At 54.4% G+C, this 14,533-nt stretch carries 17 protein-coding genes; 11 read left to right on the top strand and 6 right to left on the bottom strand.

The annotated features are described in order from the left end of the window. Nucleotides 1–4: 4 nt before the first annotated feature. Nucleotides 5–1,060, bottom strand: coding sequence for an aminoglycoside phosphotransferase family protein (locus U2W12_RS10170; protein ID WP_326500571.1), 1,056 nt, complete (start codon nucleotides 1,058–1,060; stop codon nucleotides 5–7). Between the two features lie 19 nt (nucleotides 1,061–1,079). Next, nucleotides 1,080–1,418 (bottom strand): TraR/DksA family transcriptional regulator, encoded by a 339-nt coding sequence (locus tag U2W12_RS10165; RefSeq protein ID WP_326500570.1) that lies wholly within the window; start codon nucleotides 1,416–1,418, stop codon nucleotides 1,080–1,082. A gap of 141 nt (nucleotides 1,419–1,559) precedes the next feature. Between U2W12_RS10165 and U2W12_RS10160 the strand changes: the two genes are divergently transcribed. From U2W12_RS10160 to U2W12_RS10150, 3 genes are read left to right on the top strand one after another with little or no spacing between them, the layout of a single operon-like run. Further along, nucleotides 1,560–2,462 carry a MoxR family ATPase gene (locus U2W12_RS10160; RefSeq protein WP_326500569.1) on the top strand — a complete coding sequence of 301 codons (903 nt, stop codon included), beginning with the start codon at nucleotides 1,560–1,562 and terminating at the stop codon, nucleotides 2,460–2,462. Then, on the top strand, nucleotides 2,462–3,412 hold the full coding sequence (locus U2W12_RS10155; protein ID WP_326500568.1) for a DUF58 domain-containing protein: 951 nt from the start codon (nucleotides 2,462–2,464) through the stop codon (nucleotides 3,410–3,412). Before U2W12_RS10160 ends, U2W12_RS10155 begins: the two co-directional genes overlap by 1 nt. Next, nucleotides 3,409–5,364 carry a DUF3488 and transglutaminase-like domain-containing protein gene (locus U2W12_RS10150; protein ID WP_326500567.1) on the top strand — a complete coding sequence of 652 codons (1,956 nt, stop codon included), beginning with the start codon at nucleotides 3,409–3,411 and terminating at the stop codon, nucleotides 5,362–5,364. Before U2W12_RS10155 ends, U2W12_RS10150 begins: the two co-directional genes overlap by 4 nt. A gap of 19 nt (nucleotides 5,365–5,383) precedes the next feature. Here the strand turns inward: U2W12_RS10150 and U2W12_RS10145 are convergent, their stop codons facing one another. Further along, the gene (locus tag U2W12_RS10145; RefSeq protein WP_326500566.1) at nucleotides 5,384–5,758 is read right to left on the bottom strand and encodes a hypothetical protein; all 375 of its coding nucleotides are present in this window, start codon (nucleotides 5,756–5,758) and stop codon (nucleotides 5,384–5,386) included. A gap of 314 nt (nucleotides 5,759–6,072) precedes the next feature. Between U2W12_RS10145 and U2W12_RS10140 the strand changes: the two genes are divergently transcribed. Genes U2W12_RS10140 through U2W12_RS10125 form a run of 4 tightly spaced genes read left to right on the top strand, consistent with a single transcriptional unit; the run spans nucleotide 6,073 to nucleotide 8,343 of the window. After that, nucleotides 6,073–6,804 (top strand): DUF1538 domain-containing protein, encoded by a 732-nt coding sequence (locus U2W12_RS10140; protein WP_326500565.1) that lies wholly within the window; start codon nucleotides 6,073–6,075, stop codon nucleotides 6,802–6,804. Beyond that, nucleotides 6,801–7,580, top strand: coding sequence for a DUF1538 domain-containing protein (locus tag U2W12_RS10135; protein WP_326500564.1), 780 nt, complete (start codon nucleotides 6,801–6,803; stop codon nucleotides 7,578–7,580). The genes U2W12_RS10140 and U2W12_RS10135 overlap by 4 nt, the downstream gene beginning before the upstream one ends. 8 nt (nucleotides 7,581–7,588) lie before the next feature. Next, nucleotides 7,589–7,939: a P-II family nitrogen regulator gene (locus U2W12_RS10130; protein ID WP_326500563.1), complete on the top strand. Its 351-nt coding sequence runs from the start codon at nucleotides 7,589–7,591 to the stop codon at nucleotides 7,937–7,939. Further along, a complete protein-coding gene (locus tag U2W12_RS10125) occupies nucleotides 7,936–8,343 on the top strand; it encodes a CBS domain-containing protein (protein WP_326500562.1) in 408 nt (135 codons plus the stop codon). The genes U2W12_RS10130 and U2W12_RS10125 overlap by 4 nt, the downstream gene beginning before the upstream one ends. 173 nt (nucleotides 8,344–8,516) lie before the next feature. Here U2W12_RS10125 and U2W12_RS10120 read toward each other — a convergent pair whose 3' ends face one another. From U2W12_RS10120 to U2W12_RS10110, 3 genes are all read right to left on the bottom strand, one after another. Then, nucleotides 8,517–8,945, bottom strand: a complete 429-nt coding sequence (locus U2W12_RS10120) for an NINE protein (RefSeq protein ID WP_326500561.1) — start codon at nucleotides 8,943–8,945, stop codon at nucleotides 8,517–8,519. A 69-nt stretch (nucleotides 8,946–9,014) separates the two neighbouring features. Next, entirely contained in the window at nucleotides 9,015–9,458 is a 444-nt protein-coding gene (locus U2W12_RS10115) for a universal stress protein (protein ID WP_326500560.1), read from the bottom strand. A gap of 163 nt (nucleotides 9,459–9,621) precedes the next feature. After that, on the bottom strand, nucleotides 9,622–9,903 hold the full coding sequence (locus U2W12_RS10110; protein WP_326500559.1) for a hypothetical protein: 282 nt from the start codon (nucleotides 9,901–9,903) through the stop codon (nucleotides 9,622–9,624). An 83-nt stretch (nucleotides 9,904–9,986) separates the two neighbouring features. Between U2W12_RS10110 and mnmG the strand changes: the two genes are divergently transcribed. The 4 genes from mnmG to U2W12_RS10090 are packed head-to-tail and all read left to right on the top strand — an operon-like array spanning nucleotide 9,987 to nucleotide 14,137. After that, nucleotides 9,987–11,858: a tRNA uridine-5-carboxymethylaminomethyl(34) synthesis enzyme MnmG gene (gene mnmG / locus U2W12_RS10105; protein ID WP_326500558.1), complete on the top strand. Its 1,872-nt coding sequence runs from the start codon at nucleotides 9,987–9,989 to the stop codon at nucleotides 11,856–11,858. Further along, nucleotides 11,858–12,490 (top strand): 16S rRNA (guanine(527)-N(7))-methyltransferase RsmG, encoded by a 633-nt coding sequence (gene rsmG / locus U2W12_RS10100; RefSeq protein WP_326500557.1) that lies wholly within the window; start codon nucleotides 11,858–11,860, stop codon nucleotides 12,488–12,490. The genes mnmG and rsmG overlap by 1 nt, the downstream gene beginning before the upstream one ends. Nucleotides 12,491–12,493: 3 nt before the next feature. Beyond that, the gene (locus U2W12_RS10095; protein WP_326500556.1) at nucleotides 12,494–13,261 is read left to right on the top strand and encodes an AAA family ATPase; all 768 of its coding nucleotides are present in this window, start codon (nucleotides 12,494–12,496) and stop codon (nucleotides 13,259–13,261) included. Nucleotides 13,262–13,264: 3 nt separating this feature from the next. After that, the gene (locus U2W12_RS10090; RefSeq protein WP_326500555.1) at nucleotides 13,265–14,137 is read left to right on the top strand and encodes a ParB/RepB/Spo0J family partition protein; all 873 of its coding nucleotides are present in this window, start codon (nucleotides 13,265–13,267) and stop codon (nucleotides 14,135–14,137) included. Nucleotides 14,138–14,533: the final 396 nt, after the last annotated feature.

The following is a 14,533-nucleotide window of genomic DNA, read 5'->3' as shown; positions in this document are numbered from 1 at the left end:
GCATTCAATTCGCAGCCTTGCCGCGCAAGGATTCGATTAGCCCCCTGATCGCCCGTTTCTGACCGAGGATGCTCGCGCACAAACGGAATTGACCCAAGGCGCGATCGAGATTTTGCCCCGGCCCTTCGACCTTGAAATACCGGTCGCCTTCGAGATGATCGGTATAGAAGCGCAGCCCCAATTCGAAAGGAATCAGCCGGATCGCGGCATAGAGATAGTGATAATCGGGACCGGTAAAGAAATGCCCGGCTTCGCCGAGATAGCTGCCCAGTATCGCCTCGCCGATGTCCGGGTCGAATGCATCGTTTTCGATCCGGTGGCAACAGGAGCGCAGACAGTCGCCGATGTCGTAATGCAAGAGACCCGGCTTGACCGTATCGAGGTCGATCAGGCCAACTACTTTTTTCCGGTCGCGGGCGAATAAAAAATTGTTCAGTTTCGGGTCGCCGTGGATGATTCTGAGCGGCAGCAAGCCTCGGCTCTTCGCCGCTTCGAGATCTTCCGCGAACATTTGATGCCGCTCGATAAAAGCCGAGCACTCCGGGTCGATTCGTTGCGGATCGGCAATGGTCTGGACCTCGCGATAACGCGCCAGATAGGCCGGAGCAATATGGAAACCGGGAAGGGTATCCTTCAGTCGCGCAGGATTCAGGTCGCTGAGCAGGCGGTGAAAATGTCCCAGCGCAAAGCCGGTCTGACGGGCTTCGCGTAAATCGCCGAGCGATTCCAGGCTGACCGTATCGGCAATATAGGTGGTCGCGCGCCAGAGTCTGCCCAGGTTATCGCGCACTGACTCGAGGCCAGCTGAGGACTTTACCAGTCGGGGTATTTTCAATTCGACTTTGTCCGGCGCCTTGCTGTCGATATGCCGGCCGATCTCGGTCAGATTCGTTAGAATCGTTTCGGGCTCCGGAAATACCCGCGCATTGATGCACTGCAAAACGAATGGCTCGGTGGCAGTCGTCACGAGATAAGTCTCATTGATCAGGCCATTGCCCAGCGGCAGGACAGCCGCACTCGCCCCGGAAAATTGCCGGGCTATCGGTAATAACTCGGTCATCGGATGCGCGGCAGCCGTTTCAACAACCCTGCTGACTCGCGCATTTGATGCACAAGTCGGAATAAGGCAGGGCTTTCAGCCGGGCAGCGGCGATCGGCTCGCCGCAGCTTTGGCAAATACCGTAATGGCCGGAATCGATCCGCGCGATCGCGTCTTTGATTTGGGCGATTTCTGTCCTCGCGCGATTGCCGAGAAAATCCAGCACTTCGTCGTTTTCGGCCTGCACGGCCTGTTCCGCAAAGTCCTTTTCGGGCGGCTCGGCAGTATGCTTCACATCATCGGTAATCTTGCTCAATCGGTCGTTCAGTTCTTCCAGCATGCCGATCAAATTGCCGCGTATTTCTTCATAATCGCTCACGGGTTTTCCTCCATGTCAGTCTATCGTTGGGTGGCGTTCTGTTCCGCTCCCATAGGGATGTTACGGACATCCTGCTATACTTCGAAATGTTTTGTCAGGCGCATTAGTCCGTCGTTTCTACCTCGCATCGTAACATCACTCATGCAAAATGCAATCAACGCGTTACTGGATTCGGCCAATCAGATCCTGCTCGGCAAACGGCGGCAGGTCCGGTTGGCGGTCTGTTGCCTGCTGGCGCGTGGGCATCTTTTGATCGAGGACATTCCGGGCGTTGGCAAGACCACGCTAGCGCACACGCTCGCGAAACTGTTCGGCCTCGATTACCAGCGCATCCAGTTTACCAGCGATCTATTACCGGCCGACATGATCGGCGCCTCGGTGTTCGATGCGAAGAACCAGCAATTTACCTTTCATCCGGGACCGATTTTCACTCAGATGGTGCTGGCCGATGAAATCAACCGCTCTACGCCGAAGGCGCAAAGCGCATTACTCGAAGCGATGGAAGAACATCAGGTCACTGTGGACGGCAAGACCTATCCGTTGCCGGAGCCTTTTTTCGTGATCGCCACGCAAAATCCGTCGCATCAGATCGGCACGTTTCCGCTGCCCGAATCGCAGTTGGACCGCTTTCTGATGCGGATCGAACTGGGCTATCCGGACTCCGCCTCCGAACGCCTGTTGTTGACCGGTCAAAGCCGGCACAGTTTAATCGATACCGTGACCGAAAAACTGTCGCAGGAACAGTTGCAACGCATTCAAAAAGAAGTGCTTCAGGTGCATGCCTCGAATGCGCTACTCGATTATTGCCAGGCGATCATCCGCTTTACCCGGGAATCGGCGGCTTACCCTACAGGGCTTTCTCCCCGCGCGGGATTGGCGCTTTTGACCGCGGCCAAGGCCTGGGCCTACATGGGTGGCCGCGACGCGGTGATTCCCGAAGACATCCAGGCGGTGCTGGCCGCGGTCGTGGGGCACAGGATTCGCTCGGGCAGCATGGAATCCGACGCGGTTGCCGCGCCGATACTTCGTCAGGTCGCCGTTTGATGAGCGTGTTGGCCTTGAAGGAGCGTTTCCGGCTTAGCCGCTTCGTGCTCGGCGAAACAGCCTTGCCGGGGCCTGTCACGCTGAATCATCGCCGCATCTTCATCCTGCCGACACGACGCGGCCTCGGTTTTGCGTTGCTGACCGCGCTGCTGTTTTTGATTGCGTTCGTTTATAACAACAATCTGGTGTATCTGCTGTCTTTTTTATTGGCCAGCATCTTTTTGATTACGACTGTGCACAGTTTCAAAGCGCTGTCCGGACTGGTAATCCGTGAAGGTCTCGGTAAGCCGGTGTTTGCCGGCGAAACGGCGGTTTTTCCGATCCGTATCGATAATCCGGTATCGTTACACCGCCCGCAAATCAAGATTACGGGCCAAACCGAAACCGATCTGTTCCTTTTGCCTGATGATCAAATCCAAACCTTCGTTTATCGGACCGCCACGAAGCGTGGCTGGTGCGAGGCCGGCACGATCACCCTATACAGCACCTTTCCGCTTGGCCTGTTTCGCGTCTGGTCGCCCCTGCGTTTCAATCTGAAAGTCCTGGTTTATCCGAAGCCTGCCGTGGCCGGCCTTCCTTTTCCGCAAGCCGCCCTCAGTCTGAATCCGGAGGGCGCCAGCCAAAAGGGCTGCGATGATTTTTACGGCCTGAAAAACTACGAAGCCGGCGACTCGATCAAGCATATACACTGGAAAGCCTATGCCAAAGGGCATGGGCTATTCAGCAAGCAATACGGAGGCGATAGCAACGGCGAACTCTGGCTGAATTTGGACAGCACGCCGGGCTACGATACGGAAGAGCGGCTGAGCCAATTATGCCGCTGGGTAATCGATGCGGACAAGGCCGGTTTGCGCTACGGTCTTTGTTTGCCCGGCGTCCGGCAGGCGCCCGATACCGGCGCTCTGCATCGGCAATCCTGTCTCGATGCCTTGGCCCTGTATCAGGCATGAAGACGCCTCCAATCGGCAAAAACCTGCTGCTGTTATTGCTCGGCGCTGTCGGATTGGCCGTGCTGCCGCACATCCAGCATGTCTCGACTCTTTCTTTCGGCTTTTTCATCGCCTTGCTGAGCTGGCGTTTGCTCGGCATTTGGCGTCCCCACTGGCTGCCCGGCCGTCTATTTGTCTTTTTGCTGCTGATTTTCGGGATCGCGCTGCTGTTCGTGGAGCGGCAGGGCATTCTCGGCCGCGACGCAGGCTCCAGTCTGCTGATCACTGCGTTGGGCCTGAAACTGATGGAGATTAGTCGGGAGCGCGATTTTTATCTGATTATCTACATGACCTTTGTCGTGGCAGCCACCCAGTTCCTTTATGAACAAAACATGCTGCTCGGGGCCTATATCGGGTTCGTTTGCTGCCTATTGCTGGCGCTTTTGATTTCAATAAACGGATTGCAGAATAAAATCGTGCAGGCGCTGAAACTGGCTAGCCTGATAATCCTGCAAGCGGCACCGCTCGCAGCCGCGATGTTCATTCTATTTCCGCGCCTCGAAGCCCCGAAATGGATGGCCGTCGGCAGCGAAACCAAAAACATGGCCGGCCTCAGCGATGTGCTGGAGCCCGGTTCGATCACTAATCTGAGTTTGTCCGATAAATTGGTGTTCCGCGCGCAGTTTGACGGCCCGATTCCGCCGCCACAAGAACGCTATTGGCGGGGGCCGGTGATGTCGATGACCAACGGCAAGCTCTGGATGCAGACTCGGAATTTTGAGCAATACTCCCTGCACAGCCCGAAAGTCTCTGGGCGTCCTTATCGTTATACCCTGTTGATGGAGCCGCAAACCCAAAACTGGGTGTTCGCACTCGACATGCCGGTTGGCTTTTCTGATCCGCTGACGCGAAACGCCAATTTTCAATTGATCACATCGGCAAACCCAGGACAGCGTGCCGCCTACAAGCTGACTTCCTATCCGGCCTACAATACCGGGGCTCTTTCAGTCGGCGAATTCCGGGACGCGACTCAATTACCCGGCAAACCCTCTGCGCGCATTAAAGAATTCGTCCGCCGAATGCACGGGATTGACGCGCCGCCGGCGTTTTTTATACAAAATTTGCTGGATCATTTCCGCCGCGAGAACTTTCGCTACACGCTGGAACCGCCGAAGCTCGATGACAACCCGATCGAATCGTTTTTGTTCGAAACGCGCGCCGGTTTTTGCAGTCATTATGCCTCCGCTTTCGTATACCTCTTGCGCGCCGCGCATATTCCTGCTCGCGTCGTGACCGGTTTCCAGGGTGGCGAAATGAACGATCTTGGCCGTTTTATCCGGGTCCGGCAAGCCGACGCGCACGCCTGGGCCGAAGTCTGGCATGAGAATCGCGGCTGGGTCCGCTACGATCCGACCGCGGCTATTGCGCCGGAAAGAATCGAATATCCGCTGGATATTAGCCGCTTGAGTCCGGGCGAGGAAATCTTCTTCGATCTGGACAATCAAGAGTTTAGCAAAGTGTACAGTCTGTTCAAGCAGGCCAGATTTATCTGGGGTGCTGTCGATTACAACTGGCAGCGTTGGGTCATCGATTACAACAGTCTGCACCAAGCTAATTTACTATCTGAATTCGGCATCAAGGACAGCAAGGTGATGGTGTATTGGCTGACCGCGATCCTAGCCGTGATGACATTATTGCTAAGCGCATCAATGCTCTATCAAAAACGCCGGAAAACCGATCCGGCGCTGCTGATTTATGCGCGCTTCTGCGATAAACTCGCTAAGAAGGGCTTGACCAAGGGTTCAGGCGAGGGCGCGAAAGACTTCGCCGAACGCGTCAAGATCAAATTGCCGTTGCATGCAGCCGAAATCGATCGTATTACTGAAGTTTTTATCAGCCTGCGTTACGGCAGACAGGCGGCGCCACGGGACATCAGGCAATTAAAGCGTTGGGTCGCGTTGTTCAAGCCCTGAACGAGAATAGACAAAAAGCTTACAGTTTGTTTTCTTCTCCCTTGAGTGTTTCTTTCAGCGCCTTGATTTTCTCGCTATTTTTCTCTTTCAGTTGATACAGCTTGAGCTTTTGCGAAGGCGTCAGCGTGTCTTTGATCTCTTCCTTGCCTTCTTCACGGACTTCCTTGATTTTTTGTTTATGCTTTTTGAAAAGCGACTTGATTTTGGATTCCTGCTCTGTGCTGAGGCCGAGTTCCTCGCTCAGTTGTTTCAGCTTGATGCCGCGATGTTTGCCTGCCTCGGGTTGGGGAGCGGCGGCTTGAGCCGGAGTTTCAGGGCTTGCTTGCCCGGTTTCGGCAACAGCAGCCAAGGATGTGCTGCAGCCTAAAATCAGGCTGATGATCATTTTGTTCATGGGGGCCTCGATGGTGGGTATTTGGATTATCGGAATGGGTGATGGTGGTATTTTACTCTCGGGGGCGCTGTTCGAGTAGTCTCTGCTGGGAGCGAAGGAGCCGCATCGTACTTTGCCGCCTTAACTCTGTTCGGGCCGGGACTCTCGAATTGCTTATCAAACCTATTGTTCTGACAAGCTCGAGGCAAATGAATTCAAACATTAGGGGCGTAGCACTATTTTCTCGGCGATCGCTGCTGTCAAATTAAGGGGAGTGATAGCGTTGTACGACGGCTTTCATATACAATGAATCGATTGTAAAACCAGGGTCGTGCATGCTCAATAATCGTTTCATCAAATACCTTCTGGGCAGTTGCCGGGATTTGGCGCCGATTTTTGCAGTCGTGCTGATCTTTCAACTGTTGATCATCAAACAACCGTTGCCCAATCTGGCTGATTTGATCTCGGGCTCGCTGTTTTTAATTATCGGCCTGACCCTGTTTGTACAGGGGCTGGAACTCAGTCTGTTCCCGCTCGGCGAGGACATCGCGTATGACTTTGCCCGCAAAGGCAGTTTATTTTGGTTGCTGCTGTTTGCCTTTTGTTTTGGCTTTAGCGCCGCAATCGCCGAGCCGGCGCTGGTCGCCGCCGCCCAAAAAGCCGCGGACATCGCCAGTCAGGGCAACAGCATCGACGCGAGCGAGACGGCGAAAGCCGACTATGCGCTCGGCCTGCGCGTGACCGTCGCGCTGTCGATCGGCATCGCGCTGATCATTGGCGTATTGCGGATCATCCGCGGCTGGCCGGTGTATGCTCCGGTTTTGATCGGCTATTTATGGGTGGCCGTGATGACGCCGTTTGCGCCGAAAGAAATCATCGGTATCGCCTATGATGCGGGCGGCATTGCGACATCCAGCATTACCGTGCCGTTGGTCACCGCGCTCGGCGTCGGCCTGGCGACCGCGATCAAGGGCCGCAATCCGATGACCGATGGTTTTGGTCTGGTGGTCTTTGCGGCATTGATGCCGATCATTTTCGTGATGGCTTACGGAATGGCGGTATTATGATCGACGAACTGATGCAGTTTGCGATGACACTGCTGGCAACCTGCCGGGATGTGTTACCGATCGCCGCGACCATCATCGGCTTTCAATTGCTGGTCATTCGCCGGCCGATCGCACATCCGAGAAAAATTCTGATCGGTTTTATTTCGGTCTTGCTCGGCATCGTGTTTTTTCTGAAGGGTCTGGATATGGCGTTGTTTCCTCTCGGCGATCTGATGGCCTCGCAGTTGACTACGGCAGAGTTTTTAGGCGTCGCCGTGCTGGATGAATCGATCTCCTGGCAGGCTTATTTCTGGATTTATATTTTCGCCGCCAGCATCGGTTTTGCGACAGCTCTGGCCGAACCCTCCTTGCTTGCGGTCGCGTTGAAAGCCGAGAAAATTTCAGGGGGCACGATCCGGGCCTGGGGCTTACGACTTTCGGTCGCGCTCGGCGTAGGTTTCGGCATCGCCCTCGGCGTTTTTCGCATCGTGACCGGCTCCGAGTTCTATCTATTCATCCTTGGCGGCTATCTCGTCGTGATGATTCAGACCCGCTTTGCCCCCAAACTGATTCTCGGTCTGGCCTACGATTCAGGCGCGGTCACCACATCAATGGTCACCGTGCCGATGATTACCGCGCTCGGCCTGGGACTGGCCGAAGCGGTACCCGGCCGCAATCCGTTGGTGGACGGCTTCGGCCTGATCGCCTTCGCGAGTCTCTTTCCGATCATCGCCGTGCTGGGTTATGCGCAAATCGCGCAATGGCTCAATAAGTCCCGTCTTTCATCCAAATCCTGAGGTACTCCATGCATTTCAAACTGATCCTTGTTTTCGTCGATGACGACAAAACCGAGCTGGTGCTCGATACGGCCCGTCAATGCGGCGCTAAAGGCGCGACCGTGATCAACAACGCCCGCGGTGAAGGCATGAAACAATCGAAAACCTTCTTCGGCCTGACGCTCGAGGCACAACGCGATGTAGTGTTAATGCTGGTCGAGGAGCACATCAGCCGCCACATCCTGGAGAGAATCGCCAGCGTCGCCGATTTCGACAACAAACCCGGCACTGGCATTGCGATCCAGATCGATGTCGAGGACGCGATCGGCGTAATGCATCAGGTTGAAGTATTAAAACAAGAGTTGGAGGACACCATATGAACAACCGCATTATTATCCGCGTCAAGGACGTGATGAAAACCGATTTCGGCACTATCGATGGCATTGCGACCGTCGCCGAGGCGCTGAAGAAAATGAAGGCCATGCAAACTGCGGTGCTGATCGTGAACAAGCGCCATGAGGATGACGAATACGGACTGATCAACTGCGGCGACATCGCCCGTCATGTGCTGGCCAAGGACCGGGCGCCTGACCGGGTCAATGTCTATGAAATCATGACTAAACCAGTCATCTCGGTGCATCCGGAGATGGATATCCGCTATTGTTCGCGGCTGTTCGCGCACTACGATCTGGTCCGGGCGCCGGTGATCGAAGACCGCAAGGTGATCGGGATAGTCAGCCCGAATTCGCTAGTGTTGGACGGATTATACAAAATCTTTGAATGAAGCTTGTGGCTTAGGTTAGGCGTTGCTCGTTCATCGGGATGCGCTTCGAAAAAGAATCAGGGGCCTAAGGTTTGTTCAGAGGGGATGTATGTAAGGCATACAGTCGGGGCATTGGGAGTTAAGGAGGAAATTGCATGGCCGATACAGCCTTAACTCCCAAAAAATCGGACCGCTTATTTTAAAGGGCGTCCTTTCGCATCCTTGTTCATATTGCCAGAAAACAGTAAGGCCGCCTCGATAAAACCCCATTGCGGAGCAAATGGAATAAAGCCGGCGCGCACCAAAATGGCTGTCAACAGGATTTGGTAAATGCCTATCCGATAATATCCCAAATAAATTCTTCCGAGTCCTGCCCAACCCAGCAGCAACGAAAGCGCTCCTGCCAGATATTTGTATTTGACGGCCTTGGGTTCTTCAAGAGAAACTCCGACTAGAGCCACGCGCACGGCCTTACCGTCTTCCAGGCCGAAGCGGATATCGTCGCCATCTTCGGGCGGCACACCGTCAGTCCAGTCCTCTAATGCAAACGGATATGTTTGCCCTTCGCTGTCGATCAAGCCGGCCCCAGCTTCGGGATCGAAACTCGCAATTTTTCCTCTCATTTTCCCCTACCTTGATGTGAAATGCCGCCGCAGGAGTGCTGATCGGCGGCTACCTGATGTATTTGCATTTTATGGTTTGTGCAAGCGTACCGCGAGCACATCGCAACTGGCATGGTGCAAGACGCCGTTCGCGGTGGAACCCAACAATAGCGCCAGACCATGTCGCCCGTGTGAGCCGACCACGATCAAATCGACCGCATTTTCTTCGGCGATACGAATGATTTCCTGTTTCGGGCTGCCGGTTTCCAGCCAGGTCTGTGCTTCCGGAATCGCCAATGTCGAAGCCAGGTCGGCCAGTTTTTTTCTACCAAGCGCGATAAATTCCTGAGACAAATCCATTTCGAACGGCACCAGCACGTCATTCGCCGGATCGGCAATCGGCAACGTATCGACCACATGGATGGCGCTGAGCTTGGCGCCATAACGCTCCGCCAGATCCTTCGCGCGTTCGGCGACAAGGGTTTGCTGGTCGAAAAAATCCACCGCCAATAATATATGTTTGTAAGAATTCATATTTCCTCCTAACCGATACCGTTTTCATGTCCAATAGCATGGCCGGCAATACAAAACCGATCAAAAAAACCGCGCTTAATCCAGGCTGATGAAAATATTCGGGGCGAACGCATGATATACCTTCTACGATCAAGTTTGCGGATTTTGGATTAAAGATTGTTTTTTATCTGTGTGCTAAATGTGGTTCGGGAATGATCGAACCATCGGAAAGTCGGTGAGCAACCGATAGCTTCCGTACTGCATTGGAGAAGCTAATGCAAGAGGCTTTGCGAAGAATTCTGTCGAGAATTCTTGGAAAAGCCTCTTGTTTGGAGTGCTTTGCTTTACGGCGATATTGGCTTTTGTCGTCAAAGACCTTCGCCTTGTTAAACCGGTGCGCATGCTTGGCGACAGGATTCAGGCGCTGAACGTAATCTATTTCGTTCAAATTTCTACGTTTTTTCATCGTTTACCTCTTATAATAGTGGGACGTCTGCCGTGTTTGGCTTGACAGAGTACTATAACAGCCCGTTTGATAAGAATACAGTCGTGAAATTCAAAAAAGATTTTGATGTGATCGTGGTCGGCGGCGGCCATGCCGGTACCGAAGCCGCGTTGGCGGCGGCCCGTTGCGGCGTGAAAACGCTGCTGCTGACGCAGAATATCGAAACGCTCGGTCAGATGAGCTGCAATCCCGCTATCGGCGGCATCGGCAAGGGGCATCTGGTCAAAGAGATCGACGCGTTGGGCGGCGGCATGGCGCGGGCGATCGATCTTGGCGGTATCCAGTTTCGGATTCTGAACGCAAGCAAAGGCCCTGCGGTCCGAGCCACGCGCGCCCAGGCCGACCGCAAGCTTTATAAGCAGGCGGTGCGCCACATGCTCGAAAATCATCCAAATCTAGCGTTGTTCCAGCAAACGGTTGCGGATTTGATTGTACAAGGCGATACAGTCGTCGGCGTCAAAACCGAGATGGGCTTGAGCTTCATGGCGCGGGCGGTCGTGTTGACGGCCGGCACGTTTTTGGGCGGCAAGATTCATATCGGCTTGGAAAACTATAGCGGCGGGCGCGCCGGCGATGCGGCATCTATTGCCTTGGCAAGCCGGCTGCGCGAATTGCCGTTTCGGGTCGATCGCCTAAAAACCGGCACACCGCCGCGCATCGACGGCCGCACGATCGATTTCGGCAAGCTCGAAGAACAGCACGGCGACGATCCGGTGCCGGTGTTTTCGTTCCTCGGCAAACGCGCGCAGCATCCGCGGCAGATTCCCTGCTATATCACCCGCACCAATCCGAAAACGCACGACATCATCCGTTCGGGGCTCGACCGTTCGCCGTTGTATTCGGGCATCATCGAGGGTATCGGCCCGCGCTATTGCCCGTCGATCGAGGACAAGATCGTGCGCTTCGCGGACCGCGACACTCATCAGATATTTGTCGAGCCGGAAGGCCTCGATACGCACGAGATTTATCCGAACGGCATCTCGACCAGCCTGCCGTTTGATGTGCAATACGAATTCGTGCGTTCGATGCACGGCTTCGAAAATGCCGAAATCGTGCGCCCCGGTTATGCGATCGAATACGATTTCTTCGACCCGCGCGATTTGAAAACCTCGCTTGAAACCAAACACATGAATGGCCTGTTCTTTGCCGGCCAGATCAACGGCACGACTGGCTATGAAGAGGCGGCCGCGCAAGGTCTGATCGCCGGCTTGAATGCGGCGCGCTTGGTGCAAGATCTGGAAAGCTGGTGTCCGCGCCGCGACGAAGCCTATATCGGCGTGATGATCGACGATTTGATCACGCGTGGCACCCAGGAGCCGTACCGGATGTTTACCAGTCGCGCCGAATACCGTCTGCAACTGCGCGAAGACAATGCCGATCTGCGGTTGACTGCGCAGGGTCGCGCCTTGGGTCTAGTCGATGACGAGCGCTGGCGTGCGTTTGAAGAAAAACAAAGCGCGATAGGAGAATTGCAGGAACGCTTGAAAAAACAATGGATCCGGCCGGACACCGAGTTTGCGGCTACGGCCGAAGCCTACTGGGGCAAGCCGATTCAGAAAGAAGTGAATCTGTTGGAGATGCTGCGCCGGCCGGATGTCGATGTCGCTCGGTTATTGTCCTTTTACGACAAAGGCGCGGAAGTGCCGGAACAAGTCGGCGAACAGGTCGAAATTCAGGCAAAATATGCGGGATATATCGTTCGCCAGCAGACCGAGATCGACCGCGCGCTACGCTATGATCACTTACGCCTGCCGGAAACGCTCGATTACACCGGTGTGCCTGGGCTTTCGAACGAAGTCAGCGAGAAACTGCGCAAACAGCGGCCGGAAACCTTGGGTCAAGCCTCGCGGATTCCGGGCATCACTCCGGCGGCGATTTCCCTGCTGTTGGTCTATCTGAAAAAGAAAAGCGCCTAATGGAGTCTTGCCGACATATTCTGGAAATCGGTCTCGATACTCTGCATGTTGTGTGGACCGAAGAGCAAATCGGGCGGTTGCTCGCCTTTCTGAAGCTGATCGAAAAATGGAACAAGGCTTATAATCTGACCGCGATCCGGCACAGCGAAGACATGGCCCGATTGCATCTTCTGGATAGCCTGGCCGTTCTGCCCTATATCAAAGGGACGCGCGTGATCGATATCGGCACCGGCGCCGGTTTGCCAGGCATCCCGCTGGCAATTTTTTTGCCCGAAACGCAATTTACCCTGCTCGACAGTAATGCGAAAAAAACGCGATTCGTACAGCAGACGGTGTTGGAATTGAAACTGCACAATGTCGAAGTGCGCCATAGCAGGGTGGAAGCCTTTCGCCCCGCGCAAAAATTCGATACCGTGATTACCCGCGCCTTTGCCGCCATGCCGGCGATCATGCAGATCGCGGCGCATTTACTGAGCAAGCAAGGCGTGCTGTTGGCGATGAAAGGACAAAATCCGCAGGATGAACTGGCGGAAGTTAAGGTAAAATCGTCCGTTATTCCACTCAACACGCCAGGCGTCGAGGCGGAGCGTTGCGTGGTGATCATTGAAAGCGAAGCGATTTCTGAAGGATAAAGTGTGACAAAAGTTATTGCGGTAACGAATCAAAAAGGCGGCGTCGGCAAGACGACGACCAGCGTCAATCTGACGGCGTCATTGGCGGCCGCCAAACGCCGTGTGTTGCTCGTGGACCTCGATCCGCAAGGCAATGCGGCGATGGGCTGCGGCGTCGATAAAGAGAAGGTTCCCTATTCAAGTTATCACTTGCTGCTGGAAGAAGTGCCGGCCGAACAAACCGTGATCAAAGTGCCTGGGCTCGGCTTCTCGGTGATCGCCGGCAACGGCGACTTGACCGCTGCGGAAGTCGCGCTGATGGACGCCGAGCGCCGGGAGCGGCGGCTGGCCGAGGTATTGCTGCCGATCAAGGCGCAATATGACTATATTCTGATCGACTGTCCGCCGTCGTTGAACATGCTGACCCTGAATGCGCTGGTCGCGGCGGACAGCGTGCTGATTCCGATGCAATGCGAATATTATGCCCTGGAAGGTCTGTCGGCGCTGATGAGCACGGTCAAAAGCATTCAGGACACGGTCAATCCTGAACTGCATCTGGAAGGCATTTTAAGGACCATGTTTGACGATCGCAGTCGCCTGACCAAGGACGTATCGGAACAATTGGTCGAATATTTCGGCGACAAAGTGTTCAGAACCTGCGTGCCGAGAAATATTAGACTCGCCGAAGCGCCGAGTCACGGATTGCCGGTGTTGCTCTACGACAGAACCTCGCGCGGTGCGTTAGCGTATATCGCGCTGGCCGGCGAAATGTTAAGAAAAGAGAAACGATAACGCATGTCGATAAAAAAACGTGGATTAAGTCGCGGCCTCGATGCGTTGCTCGGGGATGTTTCAATAACCAAAGCGGAAGCAACACCTTCTTCACTCCCTTCGCATGCCGAGCAAACCTTGCCGATCGAGTTTCTGCAGCGCGGCAAATTCCAGCCGCGCAAAGATATCAATCCGGAAAAGTTGCAGGAACTGGCCGATTCGATCAAGGCTCAGGGCGTGATCCAGCCAGTCGTGGTGCGCCGGCTCGACAGTGAAAAATATGAGATCGTTGCCGGCGAGAGACGCTGGCGCGCGGCGCAACTGGCCGGATTGCATGAAGTTCCGGTGGTGATCAAGGACATCGACGACCGCACCGCGATGGCGGTCGCGTTGATCGAAAATATTCAGCGTGAGGATTTGAATCCGCTCGAAGAAGCGGAGGCCTTGGCGCGCCTGCTCGACGAATTCGACATGACGCATCAGCAGATTGCGGATGCGGTCGGCAAATCGCGGGTGACCGTGACCAATTTGCTGCGGCTTTTGGATTTGCATCCCGAAGTCAAAAAACTGCTGCTGAGCAAACACATCGAAATGGGCCATGCGCGTGCCCTGCTAGGCCTGGAAGGACAGAAACAGGTCGCGGCCGCCCATAAAATCGACAAGGAAGGTTTGACAGTCAGGGCCGCCGAACGGCTGGTTAAAGCGCTTCAATCTCCTACAATCAAGCTAGAAACTGTCAAGATCATCGACCGGGATACTCTGCGGTTACAGGAAGATCTAACTTCGCGTTTGGGCGCCAAGGTTTCGATAGATCATAAAAAAAACGGCGCGGGCAAACTGATCATCGCCTATTCCAGTCTGGAAGAGCTCGATGGGATCATCGGGCAAATCAAATAGGTTTTTCTTCCCATCTTCGCTTTCATTCGATGCCTACGGGTGAAAGCGTCTTCATTTTTCGGTCGCTGAAATGTCGGTTAACGATTAAAGACTCTCCCCATAATAAAGTGAGGTTTGATCGAGCTTAGGTCTGGACTTGTTCGGATTTCTTATTGCAAATCGTATTAAAAACGGATCGCTGCTTTGCCGCAAAAACATTTCGGTCGAACAAGGAATGTGGGATTGTTCTCAGCAACTTATACAAATACGAGGTTGTGCTATATTTGTGGTTATGAAATACGATGGCTATTCACCTTTCAATGATGAAATGAGACACACCCTAATGCACGGATGCATGCATCGTACTGGCGCGCGGATCATTTCAAGGGGTCCTGGGATTGCTGATTGCTACAAACC

Source organism: Methylomicrobium sp. Wu6, from assembly GCF_035916875.1.
Lineage (GTDB): Bacteria > Pseudomonadota > Gammaproteobacteria > Methylococcales > Methylomonadaceae > Methylomicrobium.
The sequence above is the reverse complement of the archived record's forward strand: the minus strand, read 5'-3'. Positions and strand labels throughout refer to the sequence as shown.

What these genes read in the sequence shown, in the direction of transcription:
- U2W12_RS10170 (WP_326500571.1), bottom strand. Translation starts at nt 1,060, where the DNA reads ATGACCGAGTTATTACCGATAGCCCGGCAATTTTCCGGGGCGAGTGCG.
- U2W12_RS10160 (WP_326500569.1), top strand. Translation starts at nt 1,560, where the DNA reads ATGCAAAATGCAATCAACGCGTTACTGGATTCGGCCAATCAGATCCTG.
- U2W12_RS10155 (WP_326500568.1), top strand. Translation starts at nt 2,462, where the DNA reads ATGAGCGTGTTGGCCTTGAAGGAGCGTTTCCGGCTTAGCCGCTTCGTG.
- U2W12_RS10150 (WP_326500567.1), top strand. Translation starts at nt 3,409, where the DNA reads ATGAAGACGCCTCCAATCGGCAAAAACCTGCTGCTGTTATTGCTCGGC.
- U2W12_RS10145 (WP_326500566.1), bottom strand. Translation starts at nt 5,758, where the DNA reads ATGAACAAAATGATCATCAGCCTGATTTTAGGCTGCAGCACATCCTTG.
- U2W12_RS10140 (WP_326500565.1), top strand. Translation starts at nt 6,073, where the DNA reads ATGCTCAATAATCGTTTCATCAAATACCTTCTGGGCAGTTGCCGGGAT.
- U2W12_RS10135 (WP_326500564.1), top strand. Translation starts at nt 6,801, where the DNA reads ATGATCGACGAACTGATGCAGTTTGCGATGACACTGCTGGCAACCTGC.
- U2W12_RS10130 (WP_326500563.1), top strand. Translation starts at nt 7,589, where the DNA reads ATGCATTTCAAACTGATCCTTGTTTTCGTCGATGACGACAAAACCGAG.
- U2W12_RS10125 (WP_326500562.1), top strand. Translation starts at nt 7,936, where the DNA reads ATGAACAACCGCATTATTATCCGCGTCAAGGACGTGATGAAAACCGAT.
- U2W12_RS10120 (WP_326500561.1), bottom strand. Translation starts at nt 8,945, where the DNA reads ATGAGAGGAAAAATTGCGAGTTTCGATCCCGAAGCTGGGGCCGGCTTG.
- U2W12_RS10115 (WP_326500560.1), bottom strand. Translation starts at nt 9,458, where the DNA reads ATGAATTCTTACAAACATATATTATTGGCGGTGGATTTTTTCGACCAG.
- U2W12_RS10110 (WP_326500559.1), bottom strand. Translation starts at nt 9,903, where the DNA reads ATGAAAAAACGTAGAAATTTGAACGAAATAGATTACGTTCAGCGCCTG.
- rsmG (WP_326500557.1), top strand. Translation starts at nt 11,858, where the DNA reads ATGGAGTCTTGCCGACATATTCTGGAAATCGGTCTCGATACTCTGCAT.
- U2W12_RS10090 (WP_326500555.1), top strand. Translation starts at nt 13,265, where the DNA reads ATGTCGATAAAAAAACGTGGATTAAGTCGCGGCCTCGATGCGTTGCTC.